Raw genomic sequence first — 15,579 nt, 5'->3', positions numbered from 1 at the left:
GGCGTGGTGGCGGCCGTGGCGGTGGCGGGGGTGAGGTCGTCGAGGGCGCCGACGCGGGCGGCGAGCCGGAGCAGGCGCCGTACCTTCTCGTCGACCGCCGCCTCCGGCACGCGCCCGTCGCGCACCGCCGCGACCAGCGCGTCCCCCCACGGCCCGTCCGGTCCTGGCATCGCCAGGTCCTGCCTGGCCAGCGCGGCCGGCACGGTCGAGCGCGCGGCCCACCAGTCGGACACCACCACCCCGTCGAACCCCCACTCGCCGCACAGCGGCTCGGCCAGCAGCGGGTTCTCCGTCATGGTGGCGCCGTTGACCGCGTTGTACGCCGACATCACCACCCAGGCCCCCGCCTCCACCACGGCCTTCTCGAACGCCGCCAGGTACAGCTCCCGCAGGGCCCGCTCGCCCACCACGACGTCGGCGGTGAAGCGTTCGGTCTCGAAGTCGTTGCCCACGTAGTGCTTGGGGGTCGCGGCGACGCCGAGGCTCTGGACGCCGCGCACGTACGCCGCCGCCAGGTCGGCCGTCAGCAGCGGGTCCTCGGAGTAGGCCTCGAAGTGCCGTCCTCCGAGCGGGCTGCGGTGCAGGTTGATCGTCGGCCCGAGCACGACGTGGGCACCCTTGCGCCGCGCTTCGGCGGCCAGCACGGTCCCGTACGCGCGGGCGGTGGCGAGGTCCCAGGTGGCGGCGAGCGCGGTGGCGGACGGCAGGTTGACGGCGGGGTCGCGTTCGTCCCAGGTGACGCCGCGGATGCCGGACGGCCCGTCGGACAGCACCATGGCACGCAGCCCGATGTCCGGGTCGGCGTGGGTGCTCCACATGTCCGCGCCGGTCAGCAGGCGGACCTTGCGCTCCAGGGTGAGCTTGTCGAGGAGCTGGTCGATCTGGTGGTGCACGGAATGCCTCCCGCCGCTCATACGTATGAGCGCATCTGCCTGATGGGTTGATCCGGGACGCTAAGCACAGAACGCCCGCCCGTCAAGGGGGCACGAAAAGTTCCGGTCACACCCTTGACGCCTGGCCGTAACGTCCCTACCGTCCCTGTTCATACGTAGAAGCAACCGGCCCTTCCCCGTCCCGGCCGGCTTGCGCATACGTATGCGCACCCCCTGGAGACACACATGGCAACAAGAGGACTCCTGGTCGCCGTCGTGATGGTGCTCGCCACCGCGTGCACGGCGGGCGTTCAGAGCCCGCAGGCCGGCGGCGCCCGTACGGACACCATCGTCTTCGGCAAGACCGACGCCGGCACGACGTACGTCCGCAACTACAACGTCGTCGGCCCCGCGACGCAGAAGACCACCAACGCGGAGATGATCTACGAGCCGCTGGTCCGCATCGACTACAGCGACGGCGGCACGGTCAAGCCGTGGCTGGCCGAGAGCTTCGAGTTCGACAAGACGGGCACCCGGCTGACGTTCGAGGTGCGCCAGGGGGTGACCTTCTCCGACGGCGCGCCGCTGACCGTCGACGACGTCGTGTTCTCCCTGCGCCTGCCCCTGGAGAACCCGGACTTCAACCTGGCCGGCACCACGTACGAGGACGTGGTGAAGGTGGACGGGTCGACGGTCGCGGTCACGTTCGCCAAACCGGGCTTCAGCGAGATCAACCAGTTCGCCTCGTCGTCGCTGCCGATGGTGCCGAAGAAGATCTGGGAGAAACAGGACCTCAACGCCTGGACCAACCCCGACCCCGTGGGCACCGGCCCGTTCGTGCTGGAGTCGTTCGCCGCCCAGCAGATCACGCTGCGCGCCCGCGACGACTACTGGGGCGGCAAGCTGCCCATGAAACACCTGAAGATCATCCCCACCAACCAGGACGCGGTGAAGGCGCAGCTGCTGCGCGGCGAGGTCGACTGGGCGATCCAGTCGTGGCCGGGGGCCGAGCAGGAGTACGTCGCCAAGGACCCGCAGAAGCACCTCTACCAGCTGTACGCCACCGGCGGCGCGTACTCGATGCTCTACAACACCGCCAAACCGCCCTTCGACGACGTCCACGTGCGCCGCGCCCTGGCGATGACGATCCCGCGCGGCGACATCGTCACCACGCTCAACCGGCCCGGCACCGAGGCCGGCCCCACCGGCCTGGTCGACCTGGTCTACCGGGACTGGATCAAGCCGGAATACCGCGGCAAGGTGCAGCAGGTCGACGCCGAGGGAGCCAGGCGCGAGCTGGCGGAGGGCGGCTGGACGGTCACCGACGGCAAACTGGTCAAGGACGGCAAGTCGTACACGCCCCGCCTCTCCTTCAACCAGGACTTCGGCTGGGCACCCTACGCCGACATCATGATCAATAGCTGGGAGTCGGCGCTCGGCCTGCAGGTCAGGTCCGCCGGAGCCCCCGGCGCCAACCTGTACGAGAGCCAGCAGCTCGGCAAGTTCGACCTGACGATCGCCACCACCGGCGGCGCCGGCGTGAGCGGCGTCTACAGCATGCTGGCCGGCCGCGCCGTCAAGCCCGTCGGGAAGAAGGCCGTCACCAACCTGGGCCGCTGGAAGGACGCGAAAACCGACGCGGTGCTGGCCGAACTGCTGGGCACCTCCGACGTGGGGCGGCTCAAGCAGCTCGCCCAGGACATGCAGACCATCGTCGTGGACCAGGTGCCCTTCAGCCCGATCTACAACTCGTACTGGTTCGTGGCGATCAACGCCGGACGGTGGACGGGCTGGCCCACTCCCGACAAGTTCACGTATGTGCCGTTCCCCAACCTCGGGCCCGACACCACGATGACGCTGATGAACCTCAAGCGTGCCGCCCCATGACCGGCGGGCGCTTCCTGGCCAGGCGGCTCGGCTTCTACGCCGCGGCCGTGTGGTCGGCCGTCACCCTGAACTTCCTCATCCCGCGCCTCATGCCGGGCGACCCGTCGCTGGCGATCATCGAGGAGCTGGAGCGGGTCAGCGGCCAGTCGCTGCCGCCGCGCACGCTGGAGTCGATCCAGCGCCTGTTCGGCGACCCGAGCGCCAACCTCGGCTCGCAGTACCTCGACTACCTGGCCCAGCTCGCCCGGCTCGACCTGGGCGTGTCGATCAGGAACTTCCCCATCCCGGTCAGCGACCTGGTCTGGCAGGGCCTGCCGTGGACGCTGCTGCTGGTCGGCAGCACCACCGTGGTGGCGTTCGCGGTCGGCACCGGGCTCGGCGTGATCGCCGGATGGCGGGCCGGCGGCCGGTTCGACTCGATCGTCAGCCCGCTGACCACGTTCGTGTCGTCGGTGCCGTACTTCTGGGTGGCGCTGCTGGCGTTGTGGGCGTTCGGGTTCCTGCTCGGCTGGTTCCCGCTGGCCGGCGGCTACGACCCTGACCTGCCCGTCGGGTTCAACGTGCCGTTCATGCTGAGCGTCCTGCACTACGGCGCCCTGCCCGCCGCGACGATCGTGTTCTCGGCGTTCGGCGGCTGGCTGCTCGGCATGCGCAACATGACCGTGACGACCGTGCGCGAGGACTACGTGCTGCTCGGCCTGGCCAAGGGCCTGTCACCGCGCCGGGTCATGCTCCGGTACGCCGCACGCAACGCCATGTTGCCGAACTTCACCGGCTTCGCCCTCGCGCTCGGCGGGGTCGTCGGCGGCGCGCTGCTGACCGAGATCGTCTTCAGCTACCCCGGCATCGGCTACCTGCTGTTCATCTCCCTTCAGCAGCGCGACTACCCGGTGATGCAGGGCGTCTTCTTCCTCATCACGCTCACCGTGCTCGTCGCCAACCTCGCGGCGGACTCGGTGTACGCGCTGCTCGACCCGCGCATCAGGGAGCGCGCATGAAAGTACGCGCAGGCTCGGCGATCATCGCCTTCTTCGCGCTGGTCGCGATCTTCGGCGGCTGGTTCAGCGAGACCGTGCTGGGCCTCGACCCGAGAGCCAACGACATCCAGGCCATCGCCCAGCCGCCGTCGGCCGAGCACCTGCTCGGCACCACCCAGTTCGGGCAGGACGTGCTGGCCCAGGTGATCGCGGGCGCGAGCGGCTCGATGTTCGTGGGCTTCCTCGCCGCCGCGATCGGCACGGCGCTGGCGGTGCTGGTCGGCGTGACCGCCGGCTACTTCGGCGGCGGCGTGGACGGCGTGCTGAACTTCCTGACGAACCTCTTCCTCGTCATGCCCGTGCTGCCGCTCATCTTCGTCGTGGCCGGCTACCTGCAGGGCACCGGCCTGTGGACGATCGCACTGATCATCGGGCTGTTCGGCTGGGCGGGTGGCGCCCGTACGCTGCGGGCCCAGGCCATGAGCGTGGCGGGCCGCGACTTCGTCCGCGCCATGCGGCTGCTCGGCGAGAACAACCGCCGGCTCGCCTTCTTCGAGGTGCTGCCGCACATGACCGGGCTGATCGCCTCGATGTTCCTGCACGCGCTGATCGGCGCGGTGCTGGCCGAGGCGGGGCTGGCCTTTCTCGGGATCTCCGACTCCGGGGCCATCAGCTGGGGCACCATGATCCAGGCGGCCCAGCAGCAGAGCGCGGTGCTGCGCGGGTTGTGGTGGTGGTTCGTGCCGCCGGGGTTGTGCATCGCGCTCATCGGCACGGCGGCGGCGCTGGTCAACTTCGGCGTGGACGAGGTGGCCAACCCCAAACTCCGGGTCGTCAGGACCCGCCGGCGGCCACGGATCGCGAGGAGCGAGGCGGTATGACCTCCCAGACACAGGAACAGGCGCCGGCCATCCCGGCCGCGCACCGCGCGGTGCTGGAGGTGGAGGGCCTCAGCGTGGAGTACGCCGGCGAGGTGCGGGCGTGCGTGGACGTGTCGTTCACGCTGCGCCGCGGCGAGATCCTGGGCGTGGCCGGCGAGTCGGGATCGGGCAAGTCCACCCTGATCACCGCGCTGACCCGGCTCCAGCGCCCGCCCGCCCTCACCACAGCCGGCCGCATCCTCTACCACGGCCGCGACGGCGGCCCGCCCGTCGACCTCGTGGCACTCGACGACAGGTCCCTGCGGGAGCTGCGCTGGACGAGCCTGTCCATCGTCCTGCAGAGCGCGATGGACGCGCTCAACCCCGTGATGCGGCTCGGCGCCCAGTTCGCCGACGCGCTGCGCGCCCACGACCGGCGGATGAGCAAGAAGGAGGCCTGGCGGCGGGCCGCGGAACTGCTGGCCATGGTCGGCATCTCCGCCGACCGGGTGCGCGGCTACCCCCACCAGCTCTCCGGCGGCATGCGGCAGCGCGCGGCCATCGCGCTCGCCCTGGCCTGCCGGCCCGACCTGGTCGTCATGGACGAGCCGACCACCGCCGTGGACGTGGTCATGCAGCGCCAGATCCTCTCCCAGGTGCTGCGGCTGCGCGACGAGCTCGGCTTCGCCGTCGTCTTCGTCACCCACGACCTGTCGCTGCTGCTGGAGGTGGCCGACCGCATCGCCATCATGTACGCCGGCCGCATCGTCGAGATCGGCACCGCGCGGGCACTCTACACCGATCCGAAACACCCCTACACGAGGGGCCTGCGGGACTCGTTCCCGCCGCTGCACGCCCCGCTGCGCCCGCTGACCGGCATCCCCGGCAGCCCGCCCGACCTGCGCAGGCCACCGCCGGGCTGCCCGTTCCACCCGCGCTGCCCCGAACGTTTCGACGGTTGCGACCGCACCCTGCCCGAGCTCGTCACGACCGGCGGGCACGAGGTCGCCTGCCTGCTCTACCCTGCTGGAGGTGAACGATCATGAGCGAGCCTGTGCTCGAGGCGCGTGACGTCGCCAAGCACTTCCCCGTCGGCAGGCGCGGCGTCGTGCGGGCCGTGGAGGACGCCACGCTGGCGCTGCTGCCCGGACGCATCGTGGCGCTGGTGGGGGAGAGCGGCAGCGGCAAGACCACGCTGGCCCGCGTGCTGGCCCGCTTCTACCCGCCCACCAGCGGCGAGGTCCTGCTGCACGGCCGTCCCGCCGGCCGCCGCGGCTACCACGGCGACGTCCAGCTGATCTTCCAGGACCCGTTCGGGTCGCTGAACCCGCTGCACCGCGTCCGCTACAACCTCGAACGTGCCCTGCGCCTGCACCACCGCACCCGCGACCGGGCAGAGCTCGAACGACAGGTGCTGGAGCTGCTCGAACGGGTCAGCCTCAGCCCCGCGGCCGACTTCGTCGACAAGTTCCCCCACGAGCTGTCCGGCGGCCAGCGCCAGCGGGTCGTCATCGCCCGCGCGCTCGCCGTACGGCCGAAGGTGCTGCTCGGCGACGAGCCCATCTCGATGCTGGACGTGTCGATCCGGCTCGACATGCTTAACCTGCTGGCCCGGCTGCGCGACGAGGACGGGCTGGCGCTGCTCTACATCACGCACGACATCGCCAGCGCCCGCTACCTCTGCGACGACATCGTCGTCATGTACGCCGGGCGCATGATCGAGGGCGGGCCGAAGGAAGAGGTGATCGCCCGGCCCCGGCACCCGTACACGAAGCTGCTCATCGAGTCGTCGCCCGACCCCGGACGCGGCGAGGACGACCGGGCGGTGCTGTTCGACGGGGCCGACGAGCTGGGGGAGCCGCCGAGCCTGGTGAGCCCGCCCGCCGGATGCCGTTTCCACCCGCGCTGCCCGTTCGCGATGCCGGAGTGCGAGCCGAGCCCGCCGCCGCGCACCGACCTCGGCGGCGGGCACTGGGCGCACTGCTGGCTGCACCAGAAGGGCCGGGCCGGCGAACTGGAGTCCACCACCCACGCGGCCGCTCTGGCCTCACGAGCCGCCGCCGCCGCCGAAGCCGCCGGCGCCGCCGGCGCCGGTAAGGAGGAAGGGCCATGACGTCCAAACGCCGCGGGCAGGCCCCGCGCCAGTCCGACGTGGCCCGGCTGGCCGGGGTGTCGCAGTCGGCCGTGTCCCGCGTGATCAGCGGGGACGTGGACGCCGCGCGCATCCCCGAGGAGACCCGCCAGCGGGTGCTCGCGGCGATCAAGGAGCTCGGGTACGTCCCCAACGCGTCCGCGCGCAACCTGCGCAACAAGCGCAACCGCCTCATCGGCGTGCACACCTTCGAGGCGGTCTTCCCGCACGCCCGCACCGACTTCTACTTCGAGTTCCTGCTGGGCATCGAGGAGCGGGCCGAGCAGACCGGCTTCGACCTGGTGCTGTTCACCTCGACGGGGGCGGGCGACGGGCGGCGCAGGGTCTACCGCGACGGCACCAACCGGCTCAACCTGGCCGACGGCAGCGTGCTGCTCGGCGTCTCCACCGACCGGGCGGAGCTGGCCAGGTTGTGGAACGACGGCTACCCGTTCGTGCACATCGGCCGCAGGGAGGTGCCGGGCGCGCAGATCCCGTGCGTGATCCCCGACTACCGCGGCGCCGCCATCGGCATCGTCGACAAGCTGGCCGGGCACGGCCACCGCCGCTTCGCCTACCTGCGCGAGCCCATGGAGATGGAGCCGTACGCCGACCGGCGCGACGGCTACCGCGAGGCCGTGGAGCGGCTCGGCCTGACCGACAGGTCGCCCGGTTTCCGCGGCGAGAGCGGCCTGACCGGCGACTGGATCGACGAACTGGTCCGCGGCGGCGAGACGGCCGTGGTGGCCGAGAGCGTCCGGCTGGCCGAGCGACTGCTCGCCGGGCTCAGGGAGCGCGGCGTGCGGGTGCCGCAGGACATCTCCGTCGCCGTGCTCGAAGCCACCTGGCAGGGCACCTCCGTCCAGTGGGACTCCCTGGAGATCCCGCGCGTCGCGATCGGCCGCATCGCCGTCGACCGGGTCATCGACATGCTCGACCACCCCGACGAGCCGCCCGAGAGCCTGCTCGTGCCCTGCCCGATCGTCCCCGGCACGACCGTCGCCGCCGCCCGCGAGGAGCGGCCCTAGACCGTGACGACCAGCTCACCCCGGGCCGCGCCGCGACCCGGCGACGGCCCCTGCCTTCTCATCCACACATAAAGGAGCCCACGGGGAATGACGGAACTCCGCACTGACGTGCTCATCGTCGGCGGCGGCCTGGGAGGCGTCGCGGCGGCGCTCACAGCCGCGAAGCTCGGCCGCAACGTGATCATCACCGAGCCCACCGACTGGCTGGGCGGCCAGCTGACCGCCCAGGCCGTGCCGCCGGACGAGCACGCCTGGATCGAGCGGGAGTTCGCGCCGCCGGGCTACGCCGACCTGCGCCGCCGGGTGCGCGACTACTACCGGCGCAACTACCCGGTCCGTCCCGGCGCGGGCCCTCTGACGGACCCCGGGCTCGGCATCGTCAGCAGGATGAACCACGAGCCGCGCGTGGCCGTCGCCGTGCTCGACGAGATGCTCGCCCCCTGGCGGGCGGCGGGCCTGATCACCGTGCTGCTCCGGCACGAGCCGGTCGCCGCCTGGACGAGCGGCGACCGGGTCGACGCCGTCACGCTGCGCGACCTGGAGACGGGCGGCGAGCTGACCGTGGCGGCGCCGTACGTGGTCGACGCGACCGAGCTGGGCGACCTGCTGGAGCTCGCGCACGTGGAGCACGTCGTCGGGGCGGAGGGGCGCGACACGACCGGCGAGCCGCACGCCCCCGACACGGCGAACCCGCTCGACCAGCAGGCCATCTCGTGGTGCTTCGCGCTGGAGCACCGGCCGGGTGAGGAGCACGTCATCGACCGGCCCGCCGGATACGAGCACTGGCGGGACACCGTGGCGCCGTTCTGGCCGGGGCCGCAGCTGTCGTGGACGGACGTCGTGCCGATCACGCTCGAACGGCGCGAATGGCGGCTGTTCGGCGACGGGACCGGGCACTTCGACCTGTGGCAGTTCCGCCGCATCCTGGCGGGCGAGCAGTTCACCGGCCTGCCCGACCTGACCATGGTGAACTGGCCGCAGATCGACTACTGGGAGAGCCCGCTGCTCGGCGCCGACCCCGCCGTCGCCCTCGCGGGCAGCAGGGAACTGTCGCTGTCGTTCCTGTACTGGATGCAGACCGAGGGCGGATATCCCGGGCTGCGGCTGCGGCCCGACGTGACCGGCACCCGCGACGGGCTGGCAAAGACCCCCTACATCCGCGAGTCGCGCCGCATCGCCGCCGAGTTCACCGTCGTGGAGCAGCACGTCGGCGTGCAGGCCAGGCCGCAGGGCGCGGGCAGCGAGGTCTTCCACGACAGCGTGGGGATCGGCCGCTACCGCATCGACCTGCATCCCAGCACCGCGGGGCGCACCTACGTCGACATCGAGGCGTACCCCTTCCAGATCCCGCTCGGGGCGCTCATCCCCGTGCGCGTCGACAACCTGCTGCCCGCCAACAAGAACATCGGCACCACCCACATCACCAACGGCTGCTACCGGCTGCACCCCGTCGAGTGGGCCATCGGCGAGGCCGTGGGCGCGCTCGCGGGCTTCTGCCTGGAGCGCGACCTGCCGCCGCGCAAGGTCCGCTCCGACGCCGCTCACCTGTCGGACTACCAGCACCTGCTGAGCGACACGCTCGGAGCCACGCTCGCCTGGCCGGAAGAGATCCGTACCCATCGAGAGTAGGAGCCCATGTCCCGCTTAAGCGCCACCGTCACCGCCCTCGTCCTCGGCCTGACCGCCCTGATCCCCCTCCAGCCCGCCACCGCCTCCACCGCGTCCGACTCCATCGACACCGCCGCCGCCGGGGAGTCGTTCATCGACCGTTTCGACGGCGCGCTCGACACCAGCCGCTGGTACGTCTCCGACGGCTGGAACAACGGCGACCACCAGAACTGCCAGTTCAACAAGAACAACGTACGGGTGGAGGGCGGAGCGCTCACCATCACCTTCGACGACAAGGCGTACGGGGAGCGCGACTACTCGTGCGCCGAGGTGCAGTCGCGTGCCCGGCTGAGCTACGGCACGTTCGAGACGAGGATGAAGGCGGGCAAGGGCAGCGGCCTGAACTCCGCCTTCTTCTCCTACATCGGCCCGGTGCACGACCAGCCGTGGGATGAGATCGACTTCGAGGTGCTCGGCAAGGACACCACCAAGGTCGAGGTGAACTCGTGGGTCAACGGCACCTCCTCCGGCGGCTTCCCGGTCGCGCTGCCCGCCGACTCGGCCTCCGCCTACGTCGACTTCGCGTACGTGTGGGAGCCGGGCCGGCTGCGCTTCTTCGTCAACGGCACGCTCGTCAAGACCCTGACCGGCGGCCAGGTGCCCACCCACGAGCAGCTCCTGTACGCCCAGATCTGGGGCAGCGACACGCTGACCGGCTGGATGGGCCCCTTCACCTACCCCGGTCACCCCGTCGAGGCGTCCTACGACCACATCGCCTACACCAAACTCGGTGACCCGTGCCAGTTCACCGGCTCGGTCGCCTGCTCGGTCACCACGTCGTTCGTCGACGACTTCGACACCCTCGACACCTCCCGCTGGTACGTCTCCGACGGCTGGAACAACGGCGCCCAGCAGAACTGCACCTGGGCCCGCGACCAGGTCACCGCCTCCGGAGGCACGCTGAACCTGTCGTTCACCAAGAAGGCGGCCGGCGACCGGCAGTACGCCTGCGCCGAGGTGCAGACCCGCCAGCGGCTGGGGCACGGCACGTACGAGGCCCGCCTGAAAGGGGTCACCGGGTCGGGCCTGATGTCGGCGATGTTCACGTACGTCACCGGCGAGGCCATCGACATCAAGGTCATGGGCCGCGACCCGAGCAAGGTCAAGCTCGTGGCCTGGGACGACGGCACGCCGCTGGGGGAGACGCTGGCGCCGATCCCCGACGGGTTCGTGGACGTGGGCATGGTGTGGTCGGAAAGCAAGATCGACTACTACGTCAACGGCACGAAGGTGCACTCCATCACGGACGCGGCCCGGCTGCCCGAGCTCGACGCCAACCTGTTCCTCAACGTGTGGGGGAGCGACACGCTGACCGAGCACATGGGCCCGTTCGAGGACCCGGGTAAGGCGCTCACGTTCCAGGTGGACCGGGTCGCCTACACCGCGCCCGGCGACCCCTGCCCGTTCGACGGCTCCATCGCCTGCACCTGACCCTCGCACCCCGAGCCCGCGGGCCGTCCTTGACGCCCCGCGGGCTCACACCTGTCACGTCAACCTGCCCGGGGGTACGTTCGGCGACGGCGGGCCGGCGTGCGTGTCACCGTCCGGGTCGGCGGGTGACGCGCACGCGCCACCGGTCCGGCCCGCAGTCCAGGTACGCGAAGCCGAGGTCCGGGTCGCCGGCCGCCAGCGCGGCGCAGAGCGCGGCGGGGTCGGTGCGCGCGCACAGGTTGAGCCGTTCCCCCAGGGGCAGCGTTGTCCCCGTGTCCATGTTTCCTTCCTCAACCACGTGCGTGGCCGGTGCCGTGGAACTCCGAAGTCGGCGCGTCGTCCTCCTGGTCGTCGGAGGGCGCCGCGTGCCAGGTCGGTGGGAGGAGGGCGGTGTCCATGCGCCGCAGCTCGTCGCGGTGCAGCGCGCTCAGCCGCCCCAGGACGCGTTCCCCCTCGCGGGTCAGCGTCACCCGCACCGCCCGGCCGTCGCTGGGGTGGGCGTCCCGGCGTACGAGCCCCTGGCCCTGCGCGCGGCTGACCAGCTCGACCACGCTGTGGTGGCGCAGCAGCAGCCGGTCGGCCAGCTCCCGCACGGTGGCCCAGTCGCGCCCCGGGAACCCCTTCAGCGCCAGGAGCAGCTGGTACTGCTGCGGCGTGAGACCGGCGGCGCGCACCGCCTCCTCGCTGAAGCGCAGGTAGCTGCGGATGCCGAAGCGGAACCGGGCCAGCGCCTCGAAGTCCTGCTTCGTCAGGGGGGTGCCGTCCGCTGCCTGGTCCTCCATCGCCTCGCCGTCCTCCTGTGAAACGTACCCGTGGACTCCAGTTTATATCGTGTTACGATAGAAATCGTCCAGAAGGGTGATGGATCGCACCTGGTTCCCCCGGAGGTGTGTCGTGCTCGACGACTACGAACGTGAAGCGTTGCGCGATATCCAGCGCCGGTTGCGGGCCGACGACCCCGGCTTCGCGAAGTCCTTCGGCACCGGCACCCGGCGGCTACGCCCGGCTCCGGCGCCCGACCTGTCGAGACGGGCCTACACCGTCATGCTCGTCGTCAGCTCGGGGTTCGGCGTGATCCTGCTGCTGGCCGGATCGCCGTTCCTCGCCCTGCTGTTCACCGTGCTGGCCGCGTGGGCGTGGTGGGCACGCGCGCAGCGCGAGGAGGGCGACCGCCAGGAGTCGTGACCCGGGCGCGCGGGCCGCCGGGGCGAGGTCTGGCGCGGGCGGGGGATGGGTATTCCCTTCGCGGTGTCTGGCAGCCTTGTGCTGTCCTGTCCCCGACCGAACGGAGCCCGGTGGCGCTTCCCCCATCCCCCAGCAGATCGAGCGGGCTCGTCACCGCGGCCCTGGCCTTCAGCGGCATGGTGGTGTCGATGATGTTCACCCTGATGGTGCCCATCATCCCCGACCTGCCGCGGTTGTTGTCGGCCTCGGCGGAGGACGCGTCCTGGGTCATCACCTCCACGCTGCTGTCCTCGGCGGTGTTCACGCCGGTGAGCGGGCGACTGGGCGACATGTACGGCAAGCGCCGCATGATGGTGATCAGCCTCGCCCTGATGGTCATCGGATCGGCGATCTGCGTCTTCACCAGCGCCCTGCCCCTCGTGGTGCTCGGCCGTACGCTCCAGGGCTGCGCGGTCGGCGTGATCCCGCTCGGCATCAGCATCATGCGCGACCTGCTGCCGCCCGGGCGGCTGGGCTCGGCCATGGCCCTGATGAGCGCGACGCTGGGCGCGGGCGGCGCGATCGGGCTGCCGGTCGGCGCCGTCGTCGCACAGTACGCCGACTGGCACATGCTCTTCCTGGTGGCCGCCGCGATGGGCGCGACGGGCCTGGTCCTGACCCTCACGATCGTGCCCGACTCGTCGCTGCGCGCGGGGGGACGCTTCGACTTCCCCGGCGTGGCGGGCCTGTCGGCCGGCCTGGTGTGCTTCCTGCTGCCCATCAGCAAGGGCGGCAGCTGGGGCTGGACGAGCCCGCTCACCCTGGGGCTGTTCGCCGCGGCGGCCGTCATCTTCGCCGTCTGGGCGTTCGTGGAGCTGCGGGTCGCCAACCCCCTGGTCGACCTGCGGACCACCACCCGGCGTCAGGTGCTGCTCACCAACCTGGCCTCCATCGCGTTCGGATTCGCCATGTTCGGCACCCAGCTCGTCTTCCCGCAGGTGCTCCAGGCCCCGCCCGCCTCCGGGTACGGGCTCGGGCTCTCCCTGTTCGAGGCCGGGCTCTGCATGGCGGTGGGCGGCGGCATGATGATCCTGCTCTCGCCCGTCTCGGCCCGCATCACCGGCGCCTACGGCCCCAAGGTGACGCTCATCCTCGGCGCCCTGCTCGCCGTCGCGGGCTACGCCGGCGCGCTGGCCCTGATGACGGAGGTCTGGCACGTCGCGCTGGCCGCGACCGTCGTCTCCGCGGGGGCCGGCCTCGGTTACGCCGCGATGCCGGCCTCGATCATGAGCGCGGTCCCCGTCTCGGAGACGGCCGCGGCCAACGGGTTCAACTCGCTGATGCGCTCCATCGGCACGGCGACGGCCAGCGCGGTGATCAGCACCGTGCTGGCCGCGCACACCGTGCGGCTGGGCGCCGCCGCGCTGCCCACGCGGGACGGTCTGCGCTACGCCCTGCTCATCTCGGTGGCCGCGGGGGTCGCCGGGATGGTCATCTCCGTGTTCCTGCCGCGCCGCCGGCCCTCCCGCCCGGACGCCGGCCCCGGACGTGTGGTGCGGCGTACGTCCGGCGTGCAGGCGCCGTCATGACTCCGGGGACGGCCGCGCGGCCGTCCCCCGGGACAGGCGGGCGCGCAGTCGGCCGAGGACCGGCGGCCCGCCCGCGAAGCACCACAGCGCTATCACCGGGTCGCAGATGGCGCAGCCGAAGGAGGAGTCGCCGGCGAAGGGCAGGAGAGGGCTGCCCTGCAGGTGGTGCAGCACGTCCCAGGCGGTGTGCAGCAGCCAGCCGATGCCGATGAACGTCCAGCTCTCCAGCCCCCGGTAGGCGACGTAGCTCATGACGATCGGCAGCACGAACTCCGCGGGACCGAGCCCGCCGCCGCTGAGGTAGGCGGCTCCCGCGCCGGCGAGCACCACGGCGTGGAACGCATCGCCGCGCAGGCCGGGTTCGGGTCGGCCACCGCCTTCAGGGAGAGGTTCAAGCGCGTCGCCGGCGTCACGCCCCGGTCCTACCGTTCCTCGTTCAAGGACCGGGTGGGGGCGCCGAGCGGTCGTCTATCCGCAGGCGTCGGTGAGCCAGGCGCGATAGTCCTTCGTGAAGTTCGTCATCACGCTCTTCGGCGCCTGGGCCAGCACCTCCCGCCAGCGGCTCACGTTGCCGCTCCAGGAGGGCGGCGGCTCCGCCCAGCTCACGCTGTCGGTCCAGCGCGCCTCGGAGCCCTTGAGCAGGCCGGGGTGGCGCTTGGCGAGCTCGGCCTGGATCCAGGAGTCCTGAGAGTAGACGAGGATGCGTTGCGAGGCCTGGCGTTCCCTGATCGGGTCGGAGATCTCCGTCCACGCGGCCGTCGCGTAGGCAGGGTCGGAGAGCACGGCTCTGGCCTCGGGCTTGACCTCCATCAGAGCGACCAGGCCGGCTGAGCGCACGTGGTCGAGCCACTGCCGCAGCGTGTGCACCTGTTCCCCCGCGTACGGGCCGCGTGCGATGCGGCGGTCGCGCAGGTTGTCGCTTCCTGCCGCCCACCACAGGTCGGTGATGTTCTTCCTGGTGCCCGTCAACCCGTTGGTCGTGGTGTTGTGCCACATGACGGCCTTGGTGCCGTGCCGGGTGAGCTGCACGTCGCCTTCCACCCCGTCGGCGCCCCATCCCTTCTGGGCGTTCACGGCGCGGGCGTTGTTGGGCTGGCGGATCTGGTCGCGTTCCCAGGGGTTCGGCCCTGAAGGATAGCCGCCGTGCCCGAAGACCAGCGGGCAGGGGGCCGCGCCGGCCGTCGTCGCCTGGGAGTGCGCCACGGGCGGCGTGCCCGTCAGGGCGATCGCGGCCACCGAGGTCACGATCGCGGCCTTCGTCCTGATCAGCATGAGGAAGGTGACTCCGTCCGTCGGTTCGGCCAGGGGGATGATCCGCACGGGCAGAGTATGGGCGGAACAAGAGCCGATCAAGGGCGTGCGCGCGGCGAGGGTCGTCGTTCGGGGGGTAAAAACCCGGTCAGAAGCGTTCTGAACGGGCACAGGCGACGAAGGCGGGGTGTTGTGGCAGGGGAGACGGGCACACAACGGTCCCGTCAGCGGCACGACCACGGAGGTCACCATGTCTCTGCTGCACTACTTCGGCATCGCGCGTCTGCCAGTGCCTAATCCAGACCTATATCCGGACAGTTCCGGCGCGAGTGCCCGCCGCCGTCGGCGGCGGCGCCGGTGAGCCGATCGCCGACTCCAGAAGCATCCGACCGGACACTTTCCGGCCGGATGTTTCGTTTCTCCGCCCGGACCTCGTCGTGGTCTCCGCCCGGACCCCGATGCCCGCCTCCGTCAGCGCGCCGACCAGCGGCCTGCCGATCCCTCCGGTCGCCCCGGTCACCAGCACGTGTCCCATCAAGCTCTCCCGAGGGGACCGTCGCCTTTAGGCGATGGGGGAATCGGGAGCGGGAGGGTCGCCAAGGCCCGAGCGTGCAGTGACCTTCCCGGTCTGCGCATCAGGAATCTCCGTTCGTCGCGTATTAGATGTGTGGCACTGTGATAATGATCGTGTGACTCGTCAGGTGCGCCTTCCCCCGGTGCG

General features: G+C 71.2%; 15 protein-coding genes and 1 pseudogene. 11 read left to right on the top strand and 5 right to left on the bottom strand.

Annotated features, from left to right (window positions below):
• Positions 1-893, bottom strand: an 893-nt coding sequence (locus E1295_RS42145; protein ID WP_425465399.1) for a glycoside hydrolase family 3 protein, incomplete at its 3' end; no start/stop codon positions are given.
• 225 nt (positions 894-1,118) lie between these two features.
• Here E1295_RS42145 and E1295_RS42140 point away from each other — a divergent pair.
• From E1295_RS42140 to E1295_RS42105, 8 genes are all read left to right on the top strand, one after another.
• A complete protein-coding gene (locus E1295_RS42140; RefSeq protein WP_220449159.1) occupies positions 1,119-2,759 on the top strand; it encodes an ABC transporter substrate-binding protein in 1,641 nt (546 codons plus the stop codon).
• On the top strand, positions 2,756-3,757 hold the full coding sequence (locus tag E1295_RS42135; protein ID WP_132639966.1) for an ABC transporter permease: 1,002 nt from the start codon (positions 2,756-2,758) through the stop codon (positions 3,755-3,757). The genes E1295_RS42140 and E1295_RS42135 overlap by 4 nt, the downstream gene beginning before the upstream one ends.
• On the top strand, positions 3,754-4,617 hold the full coding sequence (locus E1295_RS42130; RefSeq protein ID WP_132639964.1) for an ABC transporter permease: 864 nt from the start codon (positions 3,754-3,756) through the stop codon (positions 4,615-4,617). The genes E1295_RS42135 and E1295_RS42130 overlap by 4 nt, the downstream gene beginning before the upstream one ends.
• Positions 4,614-5,642, top strand: a complete 1,029-nt coding sequence (locus E1295_RS42125) for an ABC transporter ATP-binding protein (RefSeq protein ID WP_132639962.1) — start codon at positions 4,614-4,616, stop codon at positions 5,640-5,642. Before E1295_RS42130 ends, E1295_RS42125 begins: the two co-directional genes overlap by 4 nt.
• A complete protein-coding gene (locus E1295_RS42120; protein WP_132639960.1) occupies positions 5,639-6,709 on the top strand; it encodes an ABC transporter ATP-binding protein in 1,071 nt (356 codons plus the stop codon). The genes E1295_RS42125 and E1295_RS42120 overlap by 4 nt, the downstream gene beginning before the upstream one ends.
• Positions 6,706-7,755, top strand: coding sequence for a LacI family DNA-binding transcriptional regulator (locus E1295_RS42115; RefSeq protein WP_166427679.1), 1,050 nt, complete (start codon positions 6,706-6,708; stop codon positions 7,753-7,755). Before E1295_RS42120 ends, E1295_RS42115 begins: the two co-directional genes overlap by 4 nt.
• An 87-nt stretch (positions 7,756-7,842) precedes the next feature.
• On the top strand, positions 7,843-9,384 hold the full coding sequence (locus tag E1295_RS42110) for an FAD-dependent oxidoreductase (RefSeq protein WP_132639958.1): 1,542 nt from the start codon (positions 7,843-7,845) through the stop codon (positions 9,382-9,384).
• Between the two features lie 6 nt (positions 9,385-9,390).
• Positions 9,391-10,854 (top strand): family 16 glycosylhydrolase, encoded by a 1,464-nt coding sequence (locus tag E1295_RS42105; protein ID WP_132639956.1) that lies wholly within the window; start codon positions 9,391-9,393, stop codon positions 10,852-10,854.
• 106 nt (positions 10,855-10,960) lie between these two features.
• On the opposite strand, the gene E1295_RS42100 is transcribed toward E1295_RS42105, so the two are convergent.
• Positions 10,961-11,134, bottom strand: a complete 174-nt coding sequence (locus tag E1295_RS42100) for a DUF2249 domain-containing protein (protein WP_132639954.1) — start codon at positions 11,132-11,134, stop codon at positions 10,961-10,963.
• Between the two features lie 10 nt (positions 11,135-11,144).
• Positions 11,145-11,636, bottom strand: a complete 492-nt coding sequence (locus tag E1295_RS42095) for a MarR family winged helix-turn-helix transcriptional regulator (RefSeq protein ID WP_132639952.1) — start codon at positions 11,634-11,636, stop codon at positions 11,145-11,147.
• Positions 11,637-11,715: 79 nt separating this feature from the next.
• Here E1295_RS42095 and E1295_RS42090 point away from each other — a divergent pair, with 79 nt between their 5' ends.
• Both E1295_RS42090 and E1295_RS42085 read left to right on the top strand, forming a co-directional pair.
• Positions 11,716-12,039 carry a DUF3040 domain-containing protein gene (locus E1295_RS42090; protein WP_132639950.1) on the top strand — a complete coding sequence of 108 codons (324 nt, stop codon included), beginning with the start codon at positions 11,716-11,718 and terminating at the stop codon, positions 12,037-12,039.
• Positions 12,040-12,149: 110 nt separating this feature from the next.
• A complete protein-coding gene (locus E1295_RS42085) occupies positions 12,150-13,607 on the top strand; it encodes an MFS transporter (protein ID WP_246081026.1) in 1,458 nt (485 codons plus the stop codon).
• Here E1295_RS42085 and E1295_RS42080 read toward each other — a convergent pair.
• The gene (locus tag E1295_RS42080; RefSeq protein WP_246081024.1) at positions 13,602-13,937 is read right to left on the bottom strand and encodes a DUF6010 family protein; all 336 of its coding nucleotides are present in this window, start codon (positions 13,935-13,937) and stop codon (positions 13,602-13,604) included. The two genes, E1295_RS42085 and E1295_RS42080, sit on opposite strands and share 6 nt — an antisense overlap.
• 3 nt (positions 13,938-13,940) lie before the next feature.
• Between E1295_RS42080 and E1295_RS51535 the strand changes: the two are divergent.
• Positions 13,941-13,994 (top strand): annotated as a pseudogene (locus E1295_RS51535) (hypothetical protein); the annotation flags it as partial.
• 81 nt (positions 13,995-14,075) lie between these two features.
• Here E1295_RS51535 and E1295_RS42070 read toward each other — a convergent pair.
• Positions 14,076-14,927, bottom strand: a complete 852-nt coding sequence (locus E1295_RS42070; protein ID WP_246081022.1) for a glycerophosphodiester phosphodiesterase family protein — start codon at positions 14,925-14,927, stop codon at positions 14,076-14,078.
• Between the last annotated feature and the right edge of the window lie 652 nt (positions 14,928-15,579).

The sequence above is a fragment of the Nonomuraea mesophila genome, from assembly GCF_004352805.1.
In the GTDB taxonomy this organism is placed as follows: Bacteria; Actinomycetota; Actinomycetes; order Streptosporangiales; family Streptosporangiaceae; genus Nonomuraea; species Nonomuraea longispora.
Note: the sequence above shows the minus strand (reverse complement) of the source record. Positions and strands in the feature narration are given on the sequence as shown.

What these genes read in the sequence shown, in the direction of transcription:
- E1295_RS42140 (WP_220449159.1), top strand. Translation starts at nt 1,119, where the DNA reads ATGGCAACAAGAGGACTCCTGGTCGCCGTCGTGATGGTGCTCGCCACC.
- E1295_RS42135 (WP_132639966.1), top strand. Translation starts at nt 2,756, where the DNA reads ATGACCGGCGGGCGCTTCCTGGCCAGGCGGCTCGGCTTCTACGCCGCG.
- E1295_RS42130 (WP_132639964.1), top strand. Translation starts at nt 3,754, where the DNA reads ATGAAAGTACGCGCAGGCTCGGCGATCATCGCCTTCTTCGCGCTGGTC.
- E1295_RS42125 (WP_132639962.1), top strand. Translation starts at nt 4,614, where the DNA reads ATGACCTCCCAGACACAGGAACAGGCGCCGGCCATCCCGGCCGCGCAC.
- E1295_RS42120 (WP_132639960.1), top strand. Translation starts at nt 5,639, where the DNA reads ATGAGCGAGCCTGTGCTCGAGGCGCGTGACGTCGCCAAGCACTTCCCC.
- E1295_RS42115 (WP_166427679.1), top strand. Translation starts at nt 6,706, where the DNA reads ATGACGTCCAAACGCCGCGGGCAGGCCCCGCGCCAGTCCGACGTGGCC.
- E1295_RS42110 (WP_132639958.1), top strand. Translation starts at nt 7,843, where the DNA reads ATGACGGAACTCCGCACTGACGTGCTCATCGTCGGCGGCGGCCTGGGA.
- E1295_RS42105 (WP_132639956.1), top strand. Translation starts at nt 9,391, where the DNA reads ATGTCCCGCTTAAGCGCCACCGTCACCGCCCTCGTCCTCGGCCTGACC.
- E1295_RS42100 (WP_132639954.1), bottom strand. Translation starts at nt 11,134, where the DNA reads ATGGACACGGGGACAACGCTGCCCCTGGGGGAACGGCTCAACCTGTGC.
- E1295_RS42095 (WP_132639952.1), bottom strand. Translation starts at nt 11,636, where the DNA reads ATGGAGGACCAGGCAGCGGACGGCACCCCCCTGACGAAGCAGGACTTC.
- E1295_RS42090 (WP_132639950.1), top strand. Translation starts at nt 11,716, where the DNA reads ATGGATCGCACCTGGTTCCCCCGGAGGTGTGTCGTGCTCGACGACTAC.